This window comes from Cobetia sp. 10Alg 146 (assembly GCF_029846385.1).
GTDB lineage: Bacteria > Pseudomonadota > Gammaproteobacteria > Pseudomonadales > Halomonadaceae > Cobetia > Cobetia marina.
This window is the reverse complement of record NZ_JARWKT010000012.1, coordinates 52,387-72,875: the sequence shown is the minus strand read 5'-3', so window position 1 is coordinate 72,875 and position 20,489 is coordinate 52,387. Positions and strand designations below refer to the sequence as shown.

Below are 20,489 nucleotides of genomic sequence, written 5' to 3'. Positions count from 1 at the left end.
TCTGAATCCGGACGACTCCACCAGGCGCATGAATGTAAAAAGGTGGCGCCAAATGTGTCGATATACGCGTTGTGAGTGGCGACGTTGCTAGTCTTCAGACATGCGCTCACCTACCCCCCGAGAAATGTCACCGTGAGCGTCCTCTCGCCCCCAGCCAAGGATGTATCACATGACGCGACATGCACTCATTATCGACGATGATCCGGACTTTCGTGAGCTGATCGCCGGACTGCTTTCCACCTTCGGATTCAGCTGCATGGAAAGTGAGGGACTGCAGGACATCGCCTGTGACCCTTCCTCTCTGCAGGCAGACCTCATCCTGGTGGATTATGAACTGGGGGACTTCACCGGTGCTGATGTTCTCAGCTATCTGCGTGAGCGCAATGTCGAGGCGGGCATCATTCTGATGAGCGCCTGTCACGATGACGACATGCAGGCGATGATCAATCAGGGCCGACGCAGTGGCCTGGACATGCTGGGACAGCTCAGCAAGCCGTTCGATCTCAAGCATCTGGCGTCCATGCTCAATGATCTCGATGAACACCATAATCCGCTGACGCTCGCGGAGCTGGATGAGGCCCTGGCCCAGCAGCAGCTGCATCTCGTCTATCAACCCAAGATCGATCTTGCCAGTGGCCAGCTGAGTGGTGCCGAGGCCCTCGTGCGTTGGCAGCACCCTCTGCGCGGCATGGTCATGCCCAACCAGTTCATCGCCCTGGCGGAGCGCAGCAATCGCATCGAATCGCTTACCTGGCAGGTCATCAATCAGGGATTCGGTCAGCAGCAGGAGTGGCAATCACAGGGCCTCACGCTGAATCTGGCGCTCAATCTTTCCCCACAACTACTTCGCTCGCGCGACATGCTGAAGAAGCTTGATGCACTTGCCAGCCAGCATCAGGTCGACCCCCATACGATCACCCTGGAGCTCACGGAAAGTTGCGGTATCGACTGTCTGACCTACGCCCGCCATCTCCTGAACGCCATTCGCGAGCGCGGTTATCGCCTGGCACTGGATGACTTCGGTACCGGCTTCTCCTCGATGATGCAGCTCTACAATCTGCCCTTTGACGAGCTGAAGATCGACCAGTGCTTCGTCGGACGCAGCGATAGCCACCCGGAAGCCCGTGCCATCACGCGCACCATCGTCGAGCTTGGCCAGCGACTCAATCTCGCTGTCGTCGGGGAAGGCATCGAGACGACACAGCAACGCGACTACCTCTGCGATACTCGCTGCAATCTCGGCCAGGGCTATCTCTTCGCGCGGCCCATGACAGTCACCGACTTCAATGCCTGGAGCCACTGCCCACCCACTGCCGTCAGCGCCCTCATCCAGCGCCATGCGCCTTCCTTTCACTGACAGACAGGCTTCCCATCAACGCATGCCCGGATCAAGAAAGCCGACTCGAGCAAGCGAATGCTCCTTCAAGACAGAAACGCCACTCATGTCACCATGGGTGGCGTTTCTGTCTTGCGAGCCCTGCACTTCCTGCACTCCCTGCACTTCCTGCACTCTTTTCTCTTCCGCTTCACTTCCCTTCGCTCGCCTATCGCCCTCACATGAGGACACCTGCAAAAGGCACTTCAGGAGAAAAAGCCCTTCAGGAGAGCAGATATCCCTGCTCGAGAAGACTGTCGCGCGTCGGCACACTCAAGGCGCGCAGCGTGGCGACATGATGATGGGCCCGGGTCATGTCTTCGGAGATCGCGGCCTCCTCCAACGCCCTGGCACCGCTGGCGATACCGCTGCATCCCAACGAAGCAGAGGCCCCTTTCAGGGAATGCGCTTCCCGCTTGAGCTCCCCGAGATCCCTCTGCTGTAGCAGGGTCAACATCACGTCGAGTCGCCCCTCGAGGCGCGTCAGGTAATTGCTCAACAGTCGTGAGTAAGCCTCGCGACTCAGGGTGGCAAGCAGCTCCTGACAGGTCGCCTGCTGAAGCAGCGATGACGGGTTGCCCTGCAGGTCACACTGATCAGAGGCCGGATCAGCGCCAGCATGTGTCTCGTCAGATGACGGCTCCGTACCGAGCGGCGCCGCTTGCTCATCCGCCAACGGCACGTTGACGCCACTGGCGGAGGGCTCCTCCGCCAGGCTCGCCATGGCGAGAACTTCCGTGCCAGATTCCGCGTCAGACTCCACGCCAGAGCCCACGCCAGCGTCCACGGGGATCTCCCGCTGGCGGGACGTCAGATATTGGTGCAGCACCTGCTGCAGGTCATCACGAGTGAAGGGCTTGTGCAGGACACCGTCCATTCCGGCCTCGATGCAACGGCGTGCATCTTCCTGCATCACGTTGGCAGTCATCGCGATGATCGGCAGGCGGGTCGCGGACGTCTCGGCTTCCCGTTGACGCCAGCGTCGTGTCGTCTCCAGACCATCCAGCACTGGCATCTGCATGTCCATGAAGATCAGATCAACCTCATGGTCCGCCTGCGACAGCCAGGCCAGCGCCTGCTCCCCCTCCTCGACGATCGTGACCTGCTGCCCCAGATATTCCAGCATTGCGCGAGCCAGCGACTGATTGACCTCGTTGTCTTCCACCACCAGAACGCGGGCCTCGGGCAAGGGGGCTTCCCTCGCCGTCTGCTGGGGGCAGGCCTCGGAGGCTGTCAGCACCGGCAACGGCACGCGACACCAGAATCGACTGCCGAGGCCAAGATGACTCTCCACGCCGATCTCTCCACCCATTGCCTCCACCAGCCGCTTGCAGATGGCCAACCCCAGCCCGGTCCCTTCATGGCGACGTGCCATCGAGGTATCCACCTGGGTGAAGGGGGCAAACAGCTGACTCACCTGGTCAGAGGCGATACCGCAACCGCTGTCGTGGACCTCGAAATGAAGGGTCTCGTCCTCTTGCGACGACACCCGCAACCGGATGGTCCCCTGGGGACAGAACTTGAACGCGTTGTTGAGCAGGTTGGTCAGCACCTGGCGCAGACGATTGACGTCTCCCTCGACCCAGACAGGCAGGTCATCGGCACGCTCCTCCAGGAAGATGCGCGAGCACCCCTTGCCGGCACCGTCTGCCTGACGGGTGTAATGCGCGGACAATGACTCGAGAAAGTCGGGCAGCGAGAAGCAGCGCCGGTCCAGCTCCAGCTTGCCGGCCTCGATCTTGGAGTAATCCAGCACGTCATTGATGACGGCCTGCAGACTCTCGGCACTCTGACGCAGCATCACCAGATATTGCTGCCCACGCTGGGTCGAGACTTCCTCACCGATGAGGTCCGATACGCCGACCATGCCGTTGAGAGGCGTGCGTATTTCATGACTCATGATCGCCATGAATTCCGACTTGGCACGACTGGCGGCCTGCGCCAGCTGCACCATGCCATCCAGCTCCTGAGTACGCTCCTCCAGCTTGCGGGTCTTGGAGGCCCGCCCGCGACTCTCGACGATCAGAGCGACCACCAGGACAGTGCCGCTGAGGGTCATCAGCAGGACCAGTGACAGCGCGAGTGCATACAGATTGAGAAGCTCCGTACGCTCCTTCGTGCGCTGCAAGGCAGCCTCCGCGTTGATATCCAGCAGCAGCTTGCCTGTCTGCTCCTGAAGAGAGACCAGGCGACTGAGCAGCTGCGCGTAGAGTGCCTCTTCACGCTGCTGACGACTCGCAAGCTCCATGATGCCGTTGTCCAGCACCTCGATTCTGGGCAGCATCGCCAGCAGCTGGACATGCAGTTCCGGCATCCCCGCCAGCATGCTGCCGAGTTGACCGTTCTGCAGCAGCTGTACCCGGCTGTACAGGATGTCCAGACGCAACAGCAGCTCACTGTCATCCATCAGTTCCGGTGGCGTGGGAGACTGCTGCTCCTCGGCCACCACCATGCGCAGCTCGCGTACCTCCCTGTCGAACTGATAGACCGCCCAGATCAGATTCTCGCGCAGCTTGTGCTCAAGGGCCTGCTGGCGTTGGTAGACCAGCACGCCAGTCACCAGTGCCGAGACGAAAAACAGCGTCGCGGCAATGGCGATGGCGGTTCTGAAATGCAGAGAACGAAGAGGATTCATGCACAGGCATCCTGCCAGAGCTCATCAGACGGAGCGGAGAATGTGGGCTCAGCGTTCGATGACGATCCGCTTCACCTGCCAGACAGAGCGAGTCATGATTTCCTCGTTGAGGAGATCCGGCTGCTCGCTGAAGGGATAGATGATGAAGATCGGGCCATTGTCGCGTATCCGAAGACGCTTGCCCTCGGCCTGCATGGCCAGTATCACCGGGTAGTCGAAGTAATCCTGCACCGGGGCATTGGCCGCGTAGTCATTGAGCGCGACGATGCGCATGGTGCCACTGTCAACGCCCACCGCCTCCATCAGCGCCGAACCGAGCGGTCCGCTGAAGCTGACTTCACCGTCATGCCATGGCGTGGTGGTCACGGTTTCCCGCTGTGGCAGCGCTTGTAACATCGCGCGATCGAAATGTGCCTCATCACCGGCATTGACGTGACGGATATCACCCGTGACGCGCAGCACGACCGGCCCTTGCGGTGCTTCCAGCGCCATGGCGAAGGGTGAGAGCGACAACGCCATCAGCAGGAGCCAGTGGCGCATGCGACATGACGCCAGAATGAAGCGGCGTGAGAGTTCGAGAAGAGGCATGAGGGAGACTCCTGTGGATCATGGGTAGCCATTGATCACGGCCAGTGTTTCACCGTCGCGAGGCATCATCGCCAATCACGAGCCACCATGAGCAGAGGTGCACGACAGCAAGAGAGCAGCTGGGAACGAGTATAAGCCGCCATCGTCGGGCCAAACGTGAACCATTGTGACGCGGTCTCACGCAAGGGGCGCGTAGACTGCTGGTCATACCCACGCAGGGAGGCAACGACATGCATATCGGCATTCTCGAAGATGACCATGATCAACGTGATTATCTGACCCTGTGTCTCGAGTCCCAGGGGCATGAAGTGGCAGGATTCGAACGCGCGAGTCAACTGTTGCGCGCATTGCGTGAACGCAGCTTCGACCTGCTGATCATCGACTGGCAGCTGCCGGATGCCTGCGGCATGGAACTGACGCGTACGCTGCGCAATGAACACGGCTGGCAGGGGTTGATCCTGTTCATCACCGCAAGCCAGGGAGAGGAGGATGTCGTGCATGCCTTGCAGCATGGTGCCGACGACTTCCTGAGCAAACCCATCAATCCCAGAGAGCTATCAGCCCGGGTGTCCGCGCTGGGACGACGCCTTGCCAACAGCAAGGCCAGCAATGGATCGCAGGAAGTGGAAGCGCTTCCCGGCCAGTACCGGATCGAACAGGATGAGCACACCATCTGGTGCGGCGAACATCCCGTCAATCTGACGCAGCGCGAATACCGGCTTGCCGTGCTGCTGTTGCGTCATGTTGGCGAGCTGTTCTCACGGGCTTACCTGCTCGAGATGGTCTGGGGGATCAATGGCGACATCTCCACCCGCACCGTCGACACCCATATCAGTCGCCTGCGCCGCAAGCTGGAACTCGACGGTCGGCGTGGCCTGCGCCTGAAGAGCGTGTATCAACATGGCTATCGTCTGGAAACCTGCACGCCATCGGCGCTGTCCGCTGCCAGCGCTTGAGAATCGTACCCACCTCCTCGGTATCCACTTCCTTCTCTGCCCCGCAACGCAAGGAGCCGGCACGTCGTTGAACGAAGTGCCGGCTCCTGCATGCATCCCGGACACCCGGGCTGCAGTCACTGACTGACCTGCCTCAGCGACCTGTCAGCCGCTGACCAGCATCTTGCGCAGCATGTCCGCCACGGGTGCCGTATCCGGGCGCTTGTGGCGCCACAGGAAGTAGGACTCGGCCGCCTGCTCCACCAGCATGCCGAGACCATCCTCGCCCCGTGCCCCCTGCTCGCTGGCCCAGCGCATGAAGACGGTCGGCTCGGCGGCATACATCATGTCGTAGGCCAGCGCCTGCGATGAGAACAACGAATCCGGCAACGGCGGCAACTCACCGCCCAGCGATGCGCTGGTGCCATTGATGACCAGGTCGAACTGACCCTCGATGGCCTCGTAGCTGCCACCGGAGAGCTGACAGCCATCTCCCGCCAGGTCCGCGAAGTCCTCGGCCAGCGCGCTGGCCTTGGCAGCGGTGCGATTGGCGATCACCAATGCCGCAGGCTGCTTGGCCAACAGAGGCTCCAGCACGCCACGCACGGCGCCGCCAGCACCAAGAATCAGGGTACGCGCGTCCGTGAGCGGGGCCTCGAGACGCTCGAGGTCACGGGTCAGCCCGACGCCATCGGTGGTATCGCCATACAGCTGGCCATTCTTGCCCAGCAGCAGAGTATTCACGGCACCGGCGCGACGAGCTCGCGGACTCAATACCTCGACCAGCCGATAGGCCTGCTCCTTGAAGGGCATGGTGACATTCGCCCCCTGCCCGCCTTCAGCGACGAACTCGGCCCAGCCAGCCGCGAAGTCATCCACCGGCGCCAGTCGCGCCTCGTAGCTCAGGGAGTCCTTGAGCTGCTCAGCGAAGGCACGATGAATCAGCGGGGATTTCGAGTGGGCAATCGGGTTGCCGAATACAGCGTAGCGGGACATCAGGACTCCGGTGACAATCACAGTGAAACATCAGGGCCAATGACGCGATCAGGCCTCTTCGCCCAGCCAGTCGCGGGCATGCAGGAAGTCACGATAGAGCGCGGCTTCGGGACTGCCTTCCTCGGGCTGGTAACCATACTCCCAGTGGACCACCGGCGGCATCGACATCAGGATGGACTCGGTGCGTCCGCCGCTCTGCAGGCCGAACAGGGTGCCACGGTCCCAGACCAGATTGAATTCCACGTAGCGCCCGCGACGATAGAGCTGGAAGTTGCGTTCACGCTCGCCATGGGCCGTATCACGACGGCGCTCGACGATGGGCAGATAGGCATCGAGGAAGCTGTCTCCTACTGACTGCTGGAAGGCGAAGCAACGCTCGAAACCCCACTCGTTGAGATCATCGAAGAACAGGCCGCCGATGCCACGCGTCTCACCGCGATGCTTGAGATAGAAATACTCGTCACACCAGGCCTTGAAGCGAGGATAGACATCGCTGCCGAAGGCGATGCAGGCATCGTGCGCGGTCTGGTGCCAATGACGGGCATCTTCCAGCACCGGATAGAACGGCGTCAGGTCGTAACCGCCTCCGAACCACCAGACCGGCTCCTCGCCTTCCTTCTCGGCGATGAAGAAGCGCACGTTGCCATGACTGGTCGGGACATGCGGATTATGGGGATGCAACACCCAGCTGACCCCCACCGCGTGGAAACTGCGGCCCGCCAGCTCAGGGCGAACGGCAGTCGCCGAGGCCGGCAGTTCGTGACCGAAGACATGCGAGAAATTGACGCCGCCCTTCTCGAAGACACCGCCATTCTCGATGACTCGTGAGCGGCCGCCACCCCCTTCGGCACGCTCCCAGCTGTCTTCCCGAAAGTCAGCCTTGCCATCGCAGGCTTGCAATGCATCACACAGGCGGTCCTGCAGGTCGAGCAGGTAGACCTTCACGTCTTCAAGATTGGCGTGTGCCACGATGCCTCCGATGAATCGAAAAATGAAAGATGTCAAAGCGACGATAACGTCGCTGCGCTTGCCGAGGAAAACGAAAGCGCCAGCATACCCCTCCCGCGCGGGCCGGGCAGACGAACTCGTCTGCGTGCCTGACCTGCATCAAGAAAGTGAACGCTCAGGCCCGCAGGACCTCGCCGGTCACCAGATCACGAATGGTACTGGGGCGAGGATTGCCGCCCAGCGGCCCCGTCAGAATCACGTCATCCGCCAGCGCCTCACCGAAGGCAGCCTGCACTTCGGCAGCCGTCATCGCCGGAGCGTCTCCCGCACGATTGGCCGAGGTGGATACCAGCGGGCCATCCAGCGCCGCACACAGCGCCTGGACCAGAGGGTGATCACTGACACGTACCGCCAGACTCACGTGCTCTCCCTTGAGCAGCGGATGGGCGCGACCATTGTCAGGCACCAGCCAGGTGAAGGGGCCGGGCCAGCTGGCCATCAACCGTTCACGTTGCTGCTCGGATATCCCTTCAAGCCAGGGCTCGATCTGCGTCACGTCGCCGGCGATCAGGATCAGTCCCTTGGACGGATCGCGCTCCTTGAGCCGGATCAGGCGCGACAGCGCCTCGCCATCGTCGGGGTCACATCCCAACCCCCACACGGCCTCGGTGGGATAGGCGACGATGCCGCCACCACGCACATGCTCGGCAGCCGCCGCTACCGCGGAAAGATCGAACGAAACAGCACTGGCATTCATGATCCGCACGGACTCCTGGAAATGGACACTGGCAGAGGGGATACGGCGAGGCGGCTTGCCTGTCGCCGCATCGACAGTCGGCGGATTCTACCACGCCACTCAGCGCGAGGCCGACGCAACGCTGAGTCGCGCAGGCATGACTTATGATGGCACCGACATCACGTCATCATCCCGCAATCGCATCATCCCTGGATCACGATGACCGCAGGTCACCACGAATCCACCCTCTCCTCCCGAACAAGGAAACCCTGCCTCATGCGCCGTCTTGCGACCCTCGGTACGTCTGCCGCCCTCCTGTTGACGATGGCCGGCTGTGCCAGCTCTGGAGCCCCGACAGTGGAACAGACGCCTTCCCTGAATTCCACCGAAGGTGGGGCCCCCGCCGCCGCCCAGGCCGCTCCACTCAGCGACCAGGCCATGCTGGCGACCCTCTGGATACAACGCAGTGCTGAATTCCATGGTCTGTCGCTGCAGGCCTTCAATGTGGCGCACGATCGTCTGAATCTGGCACTCGCGCGCCGCACTGCCGAGGACAAGCCACTCGCGGTGGTCGTGGATGTCGATGATACCGTGCTCGACACCACCAGCTATGGTGGCTGGGCGCTGCGCGAAGGCCGTACCTACGACAGCCAGAGCTGGGCGGACTGGGTAGACGACGCCGTCTCCACCGCCTCCCCGGGCGCCGTCGACTTCCTCAACTACGCCCACGACAGCGGTGTCGATGTCTACTACATCACCAATCGCAAGGCAGGCGGCAAGCAGGCCACCATCGACAATCTCGCCGCACTGGGCTTCCCGCAGGCGAATGCCGAGCACGTGATGCCGCGTACCGACAGCTCCGACAAGACCGCACGCCGCGCCAGCGTCACGGCCGAGCACGACATCGTCATCCTGATGGGTGACAACCTGGGGGACTTCGATCAGGCCTTCCAGCAAGCCACCAGCGCGGCACGCCACGCGGAAGTCGAGAAGCAGGCCGGTGAATTCGGACGCCGCTTCATCATGCTGCCCAACCCGACCTACGGTGAGTGGGAAGGTGTCGTCTATGACGGCAACTGGGGGGCAAGCGATGCAGAGAAGCGTGCCATGCGCGAGGCGGCACTGAATGCCTGGCAACCCGAGAGCGGCAGCGTCAGCCAAGGCAAGTGAGTTCACGTTGCCGGCCATGCATGGCCGGCAACGCCCTCAGGCGAGCGTGACTCGCCTGAGGGTTGCAGAAAACAGGAACGCCCTTCAGATGCCGCCGAGGCAGCGCTGAAGGGCGTTTTGATGTCTAGAGACGGCTCGCTGCGCAAGCTTGCGTGAAACACGACGGGCCATGACGGGATGTCTGAACGGCTTACAGGCGTTTCCAGCCTCCCGGCGCCTGCACCACACGCCCTTCCAGCTCCAGCTCCAGAAGCTGCATGCTCAGGACACTCACATGCGTCCCCGAGAGCTCCACCAGTTGATCCAGTGCCAGTGGCATCGCACTCAGATAACACAGCGGGGCAGGCACAGGTGACGTCTCCGCGACAGGCCTGTCCCCCTCCAGCAGCGGCAGATTCTCGGGTAGCGCATTGCCGCGCGCCCCCGTCGGCACGGAACGGGAGGAGGAGACGCGAGGCGTGGATGGCGAGTCAACGACACCTCGAGGGCTGTCCAAGGGGCGACGCTGCTCCGTCGGCATCAGATGGCTCAGCTCGGCGAGCATGTCATCGACATCACGCACCAAGGTAGCCCCCTGACGGATCAGCTCCAGACATCCGCTGGAGGCGATGTCATCGATCCGCCCGGGCAATGCGAAGACCTCGCGGTTCTGCTCCATCGCCAGACGCGCGCTGACCAACGAGCCGCTGCGCAGCGTGGCCTCCACCACCAGCACGCCATGCGAGAGGCCGGTGATCAGACGATTGCGACGCGGGAAATGACGGGCATGCGCCCCGGTACCAGGCGGATGCTCCGACAGCAGCAGGCCTCCGCTCTCCAGCAGCCGGAGCCGCAACTGATGGTGCTGGGCAGGATAGGTCACGTCGACGCCACACCCGAGCACGGCGAGAGTCGAGGGTGGCGCGGGATAGGCATCGGCTTCCAGGCGCAGCGCAGCATTCAAGGCCCCCTGATGCGCTGCGGCATCGATGCCCAGCGCCAGGCCACTGGCAACGCTCCAGCCCCGGGAGACCAGCTCGGCGGCCAGGTCATGCGCATGCGTCATGCCAGCGGGGCTCGCCTTGCGGGCACCGACGATGGCCAGCATGGGCTGCTCGAGCAGGGAGCGCCTGCCCAGGGCCCACAGCGCGATGGGCGGGTCTGGCAACAGCGCCAGCATGGCAGGCCAGTCGGCATCGGCGGGGGTCAGCAGATGACGCCCCTGCTCTGGCGCATGCCAGGCAAGATCCGTCATCACCTGCTGATGAAGCGGTGAAGATGCCGGTCGCTCACACCACAGCCGCACAGGCGCGGCAAGGCGCGACGGCAGTGCCGCCAGCCACCCCTGTGGCCAGTCAGCTCGTTCAAGCAGCTTGGCCACGGTGTGCGTACCGATACCCGGAAGACGCGCCAGAAAGACGAAATCCGCCCGCGAGGGGCGGCGCTGCTCGACATCACCATCGATCGACACGCCACACCTCCCGAGCGGATGCTCACAGTTGCGGATCAAATACCGGGCATGTCTGCTCAGCCATGCGGCTCCAGCAGCTTGTCTCCGACACTCAGCGGGCGCTCCGCCTTCATCACCAGGGCATAGCTGACCTTGTCATAGATACGGAAGACCATGAGCAGGCCGCCCTCTTCACCCGGCAGAGTGATCGGCTCCCCTGTCTTGGGGTCGGTGATCGTCTCGCCCTGACGCTCGACACCGAACACGAAGCCCGGCTCCACGCCATCCCGGCTCCCGCGGTTGAGCGCCACGATGTCATTGCGACCGATGTTGCGCAGTCCGTCCGGTGCCGCGAGGATCTCGCCGCCCGACACCTCGACGGGAGGCTGTGGCTGGAAGCTGGTGCTGATGGCCCCGCCATCGGCCGGCAACAGCAGATCACCGTTGAGAATCTCGCGATTGGCCGAGACCACATGCATCACGCCGATGTCGCCCTCGCGACGCTCCAGCTGGACATCCCCGATACTGATCATCTCCAGGCCCAGGAATTCCTGGGTGACAGGGTCCAGGTAACGCTGCCCCGTCCGGTAGATGCTGAAGGTGTCATAGGCCGGCCACTGACCACGCGCATAGACGGTATCCCCGGCACCACTGATCAGACGCGTGTCGTCACCGGCCACCACGTAGGGCGCATTCTCGAGCAGGCCAGGATCGACCACGCGGTGGTCCTTGAGGAAGGCGGAGATCTTCTCGAGCGGGATCGGTGGCACGGCCTCGCGCTTGGGAATCTTGCGAATCTTGGGCGAGAGCTTGACCACGCCGCCCTGGCCACGCTCCAGGCGCAGACGAGGCTCGCCGTTCTCGTAATAGAGCGAGATGCGATCTCCCGGATAGATCAGGTGTGGATTCTTGATCTGCGGATTGGCACGCCAGACTTCCGGCCACAGCCAGGGCTCACGCAGAAAGCGTCCCGAGATGTCCCACAGCGTGTCGCCGCGCACCACCACATAGGTGGAGGGTACGTCATCACGTACGGTTGCCGCCTGCGCCAGCGACGTCCCTGCGCTTGCCCCCAGCGTCGCCATGCCAAGGAGTGCCGTGAACACGGCGTTGCCGACCAGTCGTTTCATGCCCATTCCTGCGTCCCTTGCGTTGATGCCACCTGTTGTTGTCGGTGGTGATGGCCTGTCTCAAAACCGCGCCGAGCGCGTGCCGCCCAGCCTTGCCCCTGCCTGACGGAACTCGCGATCAATCATGACTATTGCCGCGATAGTAGCAGCATTGAAGGCCATCGGTTCCGTTCCTCGGCTGTGCACACTACAATATCAGGCAAATCTCCACTGACAGCACAACGGTAATTACACCAGTCATGGCCAAGCGCGAAATTCTTGAATTCCCCGATGAGCGTCTGCGCAATGTTGCCGCCCCGATCGACACCTTCGACGCGGAACTGCAGACCCTGATCGACGACATGATCGAGACCATGTATGACGCGCGTGGCATTGGCCTCGCCGCTACCCAGGTCGACGTGCATCGTCGTCTGATCGTCATCGACGTCAGCGAAGATCAATCCCAGCCCTTGGTATTGGTCAATCCCGAATACACGCCCATCGGCGAAGCGCAGGAGCCGATGCAGGAAGGCTGCCTGTCGATCCCGGAATACTACGCCGAAGTGCCGCGCTATCTGAAAGTACGGCTCAACGCTCAGGATCGCAACGGTGAGGCCTACGAACTCGAGGCCGAAGGCCTGCTGGCACATTGCATCCAGCACGAGAACGACCACCTCGAAGGCAAGCTGTTCGTCGACTACCTCTCCCCGCTCAAGCGTGATCGGGTGATGAAGAAGATGCAGAAGCGCCACAAGCTGCAGGAAGCGTGATCCGCGCGCCGGAGGGGACTCCGGTGCGCCATGTCACATCGCAGGGAGGCCGGAGGATTTCCTCTGGCCTCCCTGCTTGTTGATGAGTGATTCACCGGCACCGCCTGAATCCCTCCTTTACCGTCAGCACCTTGAGCCTGGCCCTCGGCCGCGCTCCCCATATGAGAGCTCTTGCATGTCGAAAGCCCTGCGCATCGCCTTTGCCGGCACCCCCGATTTCGCCGCCGAATGTCTCGCCGCGCTGCTCGAAAGCCGCCATGAGATCGTCAGTGTCCATACCCAGCCTGACCGCCCTTCCGGGCGCGGCCGCAAGCTGACCCCCGGCCCCGTCAAGCAGCTGGCACTCCAGCACGACCTTCCCGTCCATCAGCCGCTCAACTTCAAGGACGAGGCCGATCGCCAGATCCTGCGCGATCTCGAGGCCGACATCATGGTGGTGGTGGCCTACGGGCTGATCCTGCCGCAGGCCGTGCTCGACATCCCGCGCCTCGGTTGCCTGAACATCCATGCCTCCCTGCTGCCACGCTGGCGCGGTGCCGCGCCGATCCAGCGCGCCATCGAGGCCGGCGACAGCGAATCCGGTGTCACCATCATGCAGATGGATGCCGGCCTGGACACCGGCGACATGCTGCTGATCCGTCGCACCCCGATCACCGCCAGCACCACTGGCGGCGAGCTGCATGATGCCCTGGCGGCACAGGGCGGCGAGGCCATCGTCACGGCCCTCGACGCCATCGCCGATGGCGATCTTCCGGCGACCCGACAGCCCGAGGAAGGTGTCACCTACGCCGCCAAGCTCTCCAAGGCCGAGGCGGAACTCGACTTCACCCGTCCCGCCGCCGAGCTGGACGCGCGCATTCGCGCCTTCAACCCGTGGCCGGTGGCCTGGACACGCCTGGACGGCGAGCCGCTACGCCTGTGGATGTCGCGCACGGGCGAGCAGCGCCTCGCAGACTTCGTACCACCCGGCACTCTGCTGGCGCCCGGCAATGATTGCCTGCGCATCGCCTGCGGTGATGGCCATCAGGTGCTGGAGATCACCCGTGCCCAGCTGCCCGGTGCCAAGCCGCTGTCCGTCAAGGACCTGCTCAACTCACGTGCCGCGCGCTTCCCCGAGGGCCTTGTCCTCGGCGCCGACCACGCCCCTGATTCCGATTCACAGACCGAGACTTCCGCATGAGCCAGTCAGACAACCCGTCCTCCAAGGGCAACGGCAAGAAGCGCAACTCCCTGCCGCCGGCCCGCAGCAAGGGCGGTGGTTCGAAGCACGGTGGTGCACGCCGCAAGCCTGACAATGCCCCGGCCTCACCGGGCGCTGCCGTCCGGGTTGCCGCTGCGCGCACCCTGGCGCCGGTACTGGCGGCAAAGACCTCTCTGAATCTGGACGGCCTGCCGTCTGGCGTCGCCGGGCGTGACCAGGGCCTCTACAAGGCACTGTGCTTCGGTGTCTGCCGTCAGCTGCCGCGTCTGGACGCACTCGCGGGCAAGCTTTTGAAATCGTCCTTCAAGGCGCAGGACCAGGATATCCACGCCCTGCTGCTGCTCGGCCTCTATCAGCTGCTGTACATGCGCATCGCGCCACATGCGGCCGTCGGTGAGACCGCTGGCGCCGCACGCGGCCTGGGCAAGGGCTGGGCGACGGGCGTGCTCAATGCCTGCCTGCGTCGTTTCCAGCGTGAGCAGGAAGCACTGGAAGCCGAGGTCGACAAGGACCCCGCCGTGGCGCTTTCCCACCCGCAGTGGCTGCTGGACACCTTCCAGCGCAACTGGCCGGACGACTGGGAGGCCATCGCCGCCGCCAACAACGCCCAGGCCCCGATGACATTGCGCGTCAATATCGCCGCCATCAGCCGCGAGGACTACCTCGCCCAGCTGGCCGACGCCGAGATCGACGCCGTGGCCTGCCCCTTCGCCGAGCACGGCATCACCCTGGCCAGCGCCTGCGACGTCAGCGCCCTGCCGGGCTTCGAGGAAGGCCTGGTCAGCGTGCAGGATGAGGCCGCCCAGCTGGCCGGTCAGCTGCTGGCCCCCGCCGTGACGGCCATCAACCCCGAAGGGGAAGGCGTGCGCCTGCTGGATGCCTGCACCGCGCCGGGTGGCAAGCTGGCGGACATGCTGGAGCGCTTCCCCGCGCTGGACGCCACTGCCATCGACATCGACGGCGAGCGTCTCGAACGCGTGGAAGAGACGCTGGAGCGTCTGGAACTGGGCGCCGGCGTCGTGTGCGCCGATGCCAGCGAGCGCGACTGGTGGGACGGCGAAGCCTTCGATGTCATCCTGCTCGACGCGCCCTGCTCCGGCAGTGGCGTCATCCGCCGTCACCCGGACATCAAGCTGCTGCGTCGCCCGAACGACATCGGGGACCTGGCGCGCCTGCAGGGCAAGCTGCTGGAGAACCTGTGGGGCATGCTCAAGCCCGGCGGCACCCTGGTCTACGGCACCTGCTCCATCATCACCCAGGAAAACGCCCGGGTGATGGATCGCTTCCTGGCCGCCACGCCGGATGCCAAGGCCGAGACCATCAAGGCCGACTGGGGCCGTGTCTCCGGTGCCGGTCGTCAGATGCTGCCGCAGGTCAATGGCCACGATGGCTTCTATCTGGCGCACATCACCAAGGCCGGCGCCTGACGCTCGGCAGGATCACCGGACAGGCGTACCGCATCCCGGCTTGCGAGATGATGCGCCTGGCACACCAGGACAGCCGTGCCCCGACTCCCGGGGCACGGCTGTCTTCCGTCATGGCACTGGTTTATCCTGTGCCGACTGAGCAACAGCGGACGAGCCGGACATGAAAATCATCATTCTGGGGGCAGGTCAGGTCGGCGGCACACTCGCCGAACACCTGGCCCATGAAGAAAATGACATCACGGTCGTGGACACCGACACCGAGCGGCTGCGCGAGCTGCACAACCGTCTCGATATCCGCACCGTCACCGGCGCGGCCAGCTATCCCCAGGTGCTGCGTCAGGCCGGCGGCGAAGATGCCGACATGCTGATCGCGGTGACCAATTCTGACGAGGTCAACATGATTGCCTGTCAGATCGCCCACAGCCTGTTCCATACCCCGACCAAGATCGCGCGGGTGCGCTCCACCGCCTATCTGACCCGCAAGGGCCTGTTCTCCCACGATGCCATTCCGGTGGACGTGCTGATCAGCCCCGAGCAGGTGGTGACGGATCACATCCGCCGCCTGATCGAGTATCCCGGTGCCCTGCAGGTGCTGGACTTCGCCAATGGTGTCGCTCAGCTGGTGGCAGTAAAGGCCTACTACGGCGGTCCGCTGGTCGGTCAGGAACTCGGTTTCCTGCGTCGTCACATGCCCAATGTGGATACTCGCGTGGCAGCCATCTACCGGCGCAATCGTCCGATCATCCCGCGTGGCGATACCGTGATCGAGGCCGATGACGAGGTGTTCTTCATCGCGGCGCGCAAGGATATCCGCACCGTGATGGGCGAACTGCGCCGCGTGGACCGCAACTTCCGTCGCGTGGTGATCGCCGGCGGCGGCCACATCGGTGAGCGCCTGGCCGAGACGCTGGAGCACACCCATCAGGTCAAGATCATCGAGCACTCGCTGGCCCGTTGCACCGACCTGTCCGAGCGCCTCGACCGCACCGTGGTCCTGCACGGCAGCGCCACCTCCAAGCGCCTGCTGCTGGAGGAGAACATCGAGGACTGCGACATCTTCTGCGCGCTGACCAACGATGACGAGGTCAACATCATGTCCTCGATGCTGGCCAAGCGACTCGGCGCCAAGAAGGTACTGACGCTGATCAACAACGCGGCCTACGTGGACCTGGTGCAAGGTGGCGAGATCGATATCGCCATCTCGCCGCAGCAGGCCACCATCGGCGGTCTGCTGACGCATGTGCGCAAGGGCGACATCGTCAACGTGCACTCTCTCAGGCGCGGCGCGGCAGAAGCTATCGAGGCCATCGCCCACGGCGATGAGCGCTCCTCCAAGGTGGTGGGCCGGCGCATCGAGGACATCAATCTGCCCGAGGGTGCCACCATCGGTGCCGTGGTGCGTGGCAAGGAAGTGCTGGTCGCGCATCACGATCTGGTGGTGGAATCCAACGACCACGTCATCCTGTTCGTGGTCGACAAGCGCCGTATCCGGGAAGTCGAGCGCCTGTTCCAGGTCGGGCTGACCTTCTTCTGATGATGGCCGCCACGATGTCTCTCGCAAGCCGGGCTCGCTGCATGGGCCGCCACATTCGCGTCATGATGCGTGGGGGTCGTGCATGAGCCTGCGCGTCATCTATCGCATCCTCGGCATTCTGCTGATGCTGTTCAGCCTGACGCTGGTCCCGCCGATGCTCATCTCGCTGGCCTTCGAGGACCATACCCTCAGCGCCTTTGCCATCGCCCTCGGCATCACCCTGCTGACCGGCTTCGCGCTGTTCTATCCCAACCGGCATGCCCGCAAGGAGTTGCGCAACCGCGATGGCTTCTTGATCACGGTGCTGTTCTGGACGGTGCTGGGTGCCTTCGGGTCGCTGCCCTTCCTGCTCGCCGAGGACCCGAACCTGTCGATCATCGACGCCATGTTCGAGTCGTTCTCGGGGCTTACCACCACCGGGGCGACGGTGATGACGGGGCTCGATCTGCTGCCCCACTCCATCCTCTACTATCGCCAGCAGCTGCAGTGGCTGGGCGGCATGGGGATCGTGGTACTGGCGGTGGCGATCCTGCCGACTCTCGGTATCGGCGGCATGCAGCTCTATCGCACCGAGATCCCCGGGCCGCTGAAAGACTCCAAGCTGACGCCGCGCATCACCGAGACGGCCAAGGCGCTCTGGTACATCTACGCCGCCCTGACCCTGGTGTGCTTCGCCAGCTACTGGGCCGCCGGCATGAGCTGGTTCGATGCCCTCGGCCACAGCTTCTCCACCGTCGCGGTGGGCGGCTTCTCGACCCACGATGCCAGCATCGGCTACTTCGATTCCGCCACCATCGAGATGATCTGCGTGTTCTTCATGGTGGTGTCCTCGATCAGTTTCGGCCTGCACTTCGCCGCCTGGCGCGAGGGGCGGATCAGTCATTATCTGCGCGATCCCGAGACCCGCTTCTTCCTGATCCTGCTGCTGATCCTGACCTGCGTGACCATCGCCGGCCTGCTGCTCACCGGCAGCTACGATGACAGCAAGGCGCTGCGCCATGGCCTGTTCGAGGCCGTCTCGGTGGCCACCACCACCGGCTTCGGCGTCGCCGACTTCACCGGCTGGCCGGGCGTATTGCCGATGATGCTGTTCATCGCCGCCTTCATCGGCGCGTGCTCCGGGTCCGCCGGCGGCGGCATGAAGGTCATCCGTATCCTGCTGATTCTCAAGCAGGGCGTGCGTGAGGTGCATCGTCTGATCCACCCCAACGCCATCCTCTCGGTCAAGGTGGGCAAGATGCGCATCTCCGAAGGGGTCGCGGAGGCAGTATGGGGCTTCTTCTCCGTCTACCTGCTGCTGTTCGTGCTGATGATGCTGGGCATGCTGGCCACCGGACTGGATCAGGTCACGGCCTGGTCGGCGGTCGGCTCTGCGCTCAACAACCTGGGGCCGGGACTCGGTGAGGTCGCGACCCACTACGGCGATATCCCGGGGGCGGCCAAGGGCATCCTGATTCTGGCGATGCTGCTGGGACGCCTGGAGATCTTCACGGTTCTGGTTCTGTTCACGCCGGCCTTCTGGCGACGCTGAGTCCTGCCCGTCGAGCAGGCGGAGCGGACAAGCTCCTGCCCGCCCCTGAACGCGAACGCCCCCGCCGGATGGCTCCGACGGGGGCGTTCTCACTTCTGTGTCACGGCTATTCGCCGGCATTGGCCTCACGGCGAACCAACAGCCGACGCATCGGTGCGGTCGGCTCCAGCACATAGTGAATCCGGCTGGCGCGATAGCAGTCATTGAAGGCGTCGAAGTAATCATCCAGCACGTTGGCCGCCTCCTCCTCCCCCGCCTGACGCAGCAGCTCCGCCGCCACCTCCGCCGTGCACAGATGTGACTGGGACGCCGGCTTGCGCAGGTGATAGCGCGTCAGACGCGTGGTGTGCAGCGGCAGCACCGGCAGACCATCCAGATAAGGGCTCTTGCGGAAGATGCGACGCGCCTGACGCCAGGTCCCGTCCAGCAGGATGAAGACCGGAATGCGCTCCTCGCCACTGGCGGTATGCGTCGCCACCTCGGGCCCGACACCGGCGATGGCGTTCACGTCGACCACGCGATCAGCGTAGTCCGGCTGATCGTCCGGGAAGATGATGAACGGCTGATAGCGCTCATCTTCCAGCAGCGCCAGCAGGCGGGGGTCGGGCTCGACACGATACCAGCTGAAGACCTCGGTGCCCGCCAGCACATCCGCGATCAGGCGCCCGGTATTGGTGGGCTTGTAGTGCTCAAGCGGGTGGGTGATCAACCAGAACGTGATGCGTGACTGCGCGCTGACCTGATACGGGCACAGGCAGTTGAGCCTGGGCAGACGGCAGGCCTCGCAACGGATCACCTGGCTGCCACGCGCCTTGAATTCCCGTCGCGGGTGGCGTCCGTGCCACTCATCCGGCTCGCCACTGGGAAGCGTCGTGATACCGCTGGCTTCGCCCGGCTCGGTCGACTCCGGGGCGGAGGAAGCGGCTTGATCAACGCTGGCGGGATGACCAGCGGCCGGCGTAAGACGGGAATCACACATGATGGGTGGTCAGTACCAAAGAAAAAGGGACGCGCATTCTAGCATGCGTGTCCCTTTCTCATGTTGCCGTCTCGTGTCGCCAAGCGTGGTTCACTCAGCGAGTGTCGCGGCTATACCTCGTAGCGGTGCTTGCCGCCGGTCACGAACTTCGGCGGCCGACGCTTCCAGTAACCGGCCAGCAACGAGCCGGAGACGTTGTGCCAGATGGAGAAGATCGCTCCCGGCAACGCCGCCGTGGCGGAGAAGAACTGGCTGGCCAGTGACGCCGCCAGTCCGGAGTTCTGCATGCCGACCTCGATGGCGATGGTGCGCGAGGTACGCTCATCCAGTCCGAACAGGCGCGACAGGCCATAGCCGGCGCTCAGGCCGATGGCGTTGTGCGCCACGACGGCCAATGCCACCAGCGGGCCCAGCGTGGCCAGGCGACCGACATTGAGCGACACCACGATGGCGATGATCAACACGATCGCCAGCATGGCCAGACTCGCCAGCGCCGATTCCCACTCGCGGATGGCGTCACGCGCGAAGTGATGCACGATGACACCCAGCACGATGGGCGCCACCACCAGCTTGGCGATGCTCAGCAGCATGCCGCTCACCGGCACGTCGATGTCCGTCCCCAGCAGCCACCAGGTCAACAGCGGCGTCATCACGATGGAGAGCAGTGTCGAGGCCATGGTCATCGAGACGGAGAGGGCCACGTGACCACCGGCGAGCCAGGTCATCACGTTGGAGGAGGTTCCTCCTGCAGTGGCCCCCACCAGCACCATGCCGACCGTCAACGCGGGGTCCAGCCCCAGCAGCCGCGCGATCAGGAAGGCAGCCAGCGGCATCACGCTGTATTGCAGCAGCAGGCCCAGCGCGATGGGCCCCGGACGACGTGCGACACGCATGAAATCCTCACGCGACAGCGTCAGTCCCATGGCGAACATGATCAGGGCCAGCAGCGGCTGGATGACATCCTTGAGGGCCACGAAAGGCGCCGGCGCCAGCACGGCGAGGCCGGCGAACAACAGGGCCCACAGCGGGAAGAAACGATTCAGCGTCTCAAACATGCTTTCAATTTCCGGTCACCGAAGGTTGCTTGCCTCCGGGATTGCTGGCCCACCGCCCATGGCAGGCCTGA

General features: G+C 63.7%; 17 protein-coding genes. 8 read left to right on the top strand and 9 right to left on the bottom strand.

Annotated features, from left to right (window positions below; genetic code table 11):
- Positions 1 to 169: 169 nt before the first annotated feature.
- A complete protein-coding gene (locus tag QD172_RS16685) occupies positions 170 to 1,357 on the top strand; it encodes an EAL domain-containing response regulator (protein ID WP_279856322.1) in 1,188 nt (395 codons plus the stop codon).
- A 241-nt stretch (positions 1,358 to 1,598) separates the two neighbouring features.
- On the opposite strand, the gene QD172_RS16680 is transcribed toward QD172_RS16685, so the two are convergent.
- Together QD172_RS16680 and QD172_RS16675 are read right to left on the bottom strand one after the other, a co-directional pair.
- On the bottom strand, positions 1,599 to 4,010 hold the full coding sequence (locus QD172_RS16680; protein WP_279856321.1) for an ATP-binding protein: 2,412 nt from the start codon (positions 4,008 to 4,010) through the stop codon (positions 1,599 to 1,601).
- Positions 4,011 to 4,058: 48 nt separating this feature from the next.
- Entirely contained in the window at positions 4,059 to 4,598 is a 540-nt protein-coding gene (locus tag QD172_RS16675; RefSeq protein ID WP_279856320.1) for a hypothetical protein, read from the bottom strand.
- A 230-nt stretch (positions 4,599 to 4,828) separates the two neighbouring features.
- Here QD172_RS16675 and QD172_RS16670 point away from each other — a divergent pair, with 230 nt between their 5' ends.
- Positions 4,829 to 5,554 carry a response regulator transcription factor gene (locus QD172_RS16670; protein ID WP_077380082.1) on the top strand — a complete coding sequence of 242 codons (726 nt, stop codon included), beginning with the start codon at positions 4,829 to 4,831 and terminating at the stop codon, positions 5,552 to 5,554.
- 144 nt (positions 5,555 to 5,698) lie between these two features.
- On the opposite strand, the gene aroE is transcribed toward QD172_RS16670, so the two are convergent.
- The 3 genes from aroE to QD172_RS16655 all read right to left on the bottom strand — a co-directional run bounded on the left by aroE (position 5,699) and on the right by QD172_RS16655 (position 8,234).
- Positions 5,699 to 6,532 carry a shikimate dehydrogenase gene (aroE, locus tag QD172_RS16665; RefSeq protein ID WP_279856330.1) on the bottom strand — a complete coding sequence of 278 codons (834 nt, stop codon included), beginning with the start codon at positions 6,530 to 6,532 and terminating at the stop codon, positions 5,699 to 5,701.
- Positions 6,533 to 6,577: 45 nt separating this feature from the next.
- Entirely contained in the window at positions 6,578 to 7,498 is a 921-nt protein-coding gene (hemF, locus tag QD172_RS16660) for an oxygen-dependent coproporphyrinogen oxidase (RefSeq protein WP_279856319.1), read from the bottom strand.
- A gap of 154 nt (positions 7,499 to 7,652) precedes the next feature.
- Complete coding sequence (locus tag QD172_RS16655) at positions 7,653 to 8,234, bottom strand: Sua5/YciO/YrdC/YwlC family protein (protein WP_077380089.1); 582 nt, start codon at positions 8,232 to 8,234, stop codon at positions 7,653 to 7,655.
- Positions 8,235 to 8,489: 255 nt separating this feature from the next.
- Here QD172_RS16655 and QD172_RS16650 point away from each other — a divergent pair, with 255 nt between their 5' ends.
- Positions 8,490 to 9,383, top strand: a complete 894-nt coding sequence (locus QD172_RS16650) for a 5'-nucleotidase, lipoprotein e(P4) family (RefSeq protein ID WP_279856318.1) — start codon at positions 8,490 to 8,492, stop codon at positions 9,381 to 9,383.
- Positions 9,384 to 9,573: 190 nt separating this feature from the next.
- Here QD172_RS16650 and dprA read toward each other — a convergent pair whose 3' ends face one another.
- Together dprA and QD172_RS16640 are read right to left on the bottom strand one after the other, a co-directional pair.
- Positions 9,574 to 10,833: a DNA-processing protein DprA gene (gene dprA, locus QD172_RS16645; protein WP_279856317.1), complete on the bottom strand. Its 1,260-nt coding sequence runs from the start codon at positions 10,831 to 10,833 to the stop codon at positions 9,574 to 9,576.
- 56 nt (positions 10,834 to 10,889) lie between these two features.
- Positions 10,890 to 11,942 carry a LysM domain-containing protein gene (locus QD172_RS16640; protein WP_205632725.1) on the bottom strand — a complete coding sequence of 351 codons (1,053 nt, stop codon included), beginning with the start codon at positions 11,940 to 11,942 and terminating at the stop codon, positions 10,890 to 10,892.
- A gap of 239 nt (positions 11,943 to 12,181) precedes the next feature.
- On the opposite strand from QD172_RS16640, the gene def reads away from it, so the two are divergent.
- The 5 genes from def (at position 12,182) to QD172_RS16615 (ending at position 18,384) form a co-directional block, all read left to right on the top strand.
- Positions 12,182 to 12,691 (top strand): peptide deformylase, encoded by a 510-nt coding sequence (gene def, locus QD172_RS16635; protein WP_077380095.1) that lies wholly within the window; start codon positions 12,182 to 12,184, stop codon positions 12,689 to 12,691.
- 175 nt (positions 12,692 to 12,866) lie between these two features.
- On the top strand, positions 12,867 to 13,871 hold the full coding sequence (gene fmt / locus QD172_RS16630) for a methionyl-tRNA formyltransferase (RefSeq protein ID WP_176494307.1): 1,005 nt from the start codon (positions 12,867 to 12,869) through the stop codon (positions 13,869 to 13,871).
- Positions 13,868 to 15,319, top strand: coding sequence for a 16S rRNA (cytosine(967)-C(5))-methyltransferase RsmB (rsmB, locus tag QD172_RS16625; RefSeq protein ID WP_279856316.1), 1,452 nt, complete (start codon positions 13,868 to 13,870; stop codon positions 15,317 to 15,319). Before fmt ends, rsmB begins: the two co-directional genes overlap by 4 nt.
- A gap of 160 nt (positions 15,320 to 15,479) precedes the next feature.
- Entirely contained in the window at positions 15,480 to 16,853 is a 1,374-nt protein-coding gene (trkA, locus tag QD172_RS16620; protein WP_077380101.1) for a Trk system potassium transporter TrkA, read from the top strand.
- Between the two features lie 82 nt (positions 16,854 to 16,935).
- The gene (locus QD172_RS16615) at positions 16,936 to 18,384 is read left to right on the top strand and encodes a TrkH family potassium uptake protein (protein WP_077380103.1); all 1,449 of its coding nucleotides are present in this window, start codon (positions 16,936 to 16,938) and stop codon (positions 18,382 to 18,384) included.
- A gap of 106 nt (positions 18,385 to 18,490) precedes the next feature.
- Here QD172_RS16615 and QD172_RS16610 read toward each other — a convergent pair whose 3' ends face one another.
- Both QD172_RS16610 and QD172_RS16605 read right to left on the bottom strand, forming a co-directional pair.
- The gene (locus tag QD172_RS16610) at positions 18,491 to 19,363 is read right to left on the bottom strand and encodes a DTW domain-containing protein (protein ID WP_279856315.1); all 873 of its coding nucleotides are present in this window, start codon (positions 19,361 to 19,363) and stop codon (positions 18,491 to 18,493) included.
- A 110-nt stretch (positions 19,364 to 19,473) separates the two neighbouring features.
- The gene (locus QD172_RS16605) at positions 19,474 to 20,418 is read right to left on the bottom strand and encodes a bile acid:sodium symporter family protein (protein ID WP_077380107.1); all 945 of its coding nucleotides are present in this window, start codon (positions 20,416 to 20,418) and stop codon (positions 19,474 to 19,476) included.
- Positions 20,419 to 20,489: the final 71 nt, after the last annotated feature.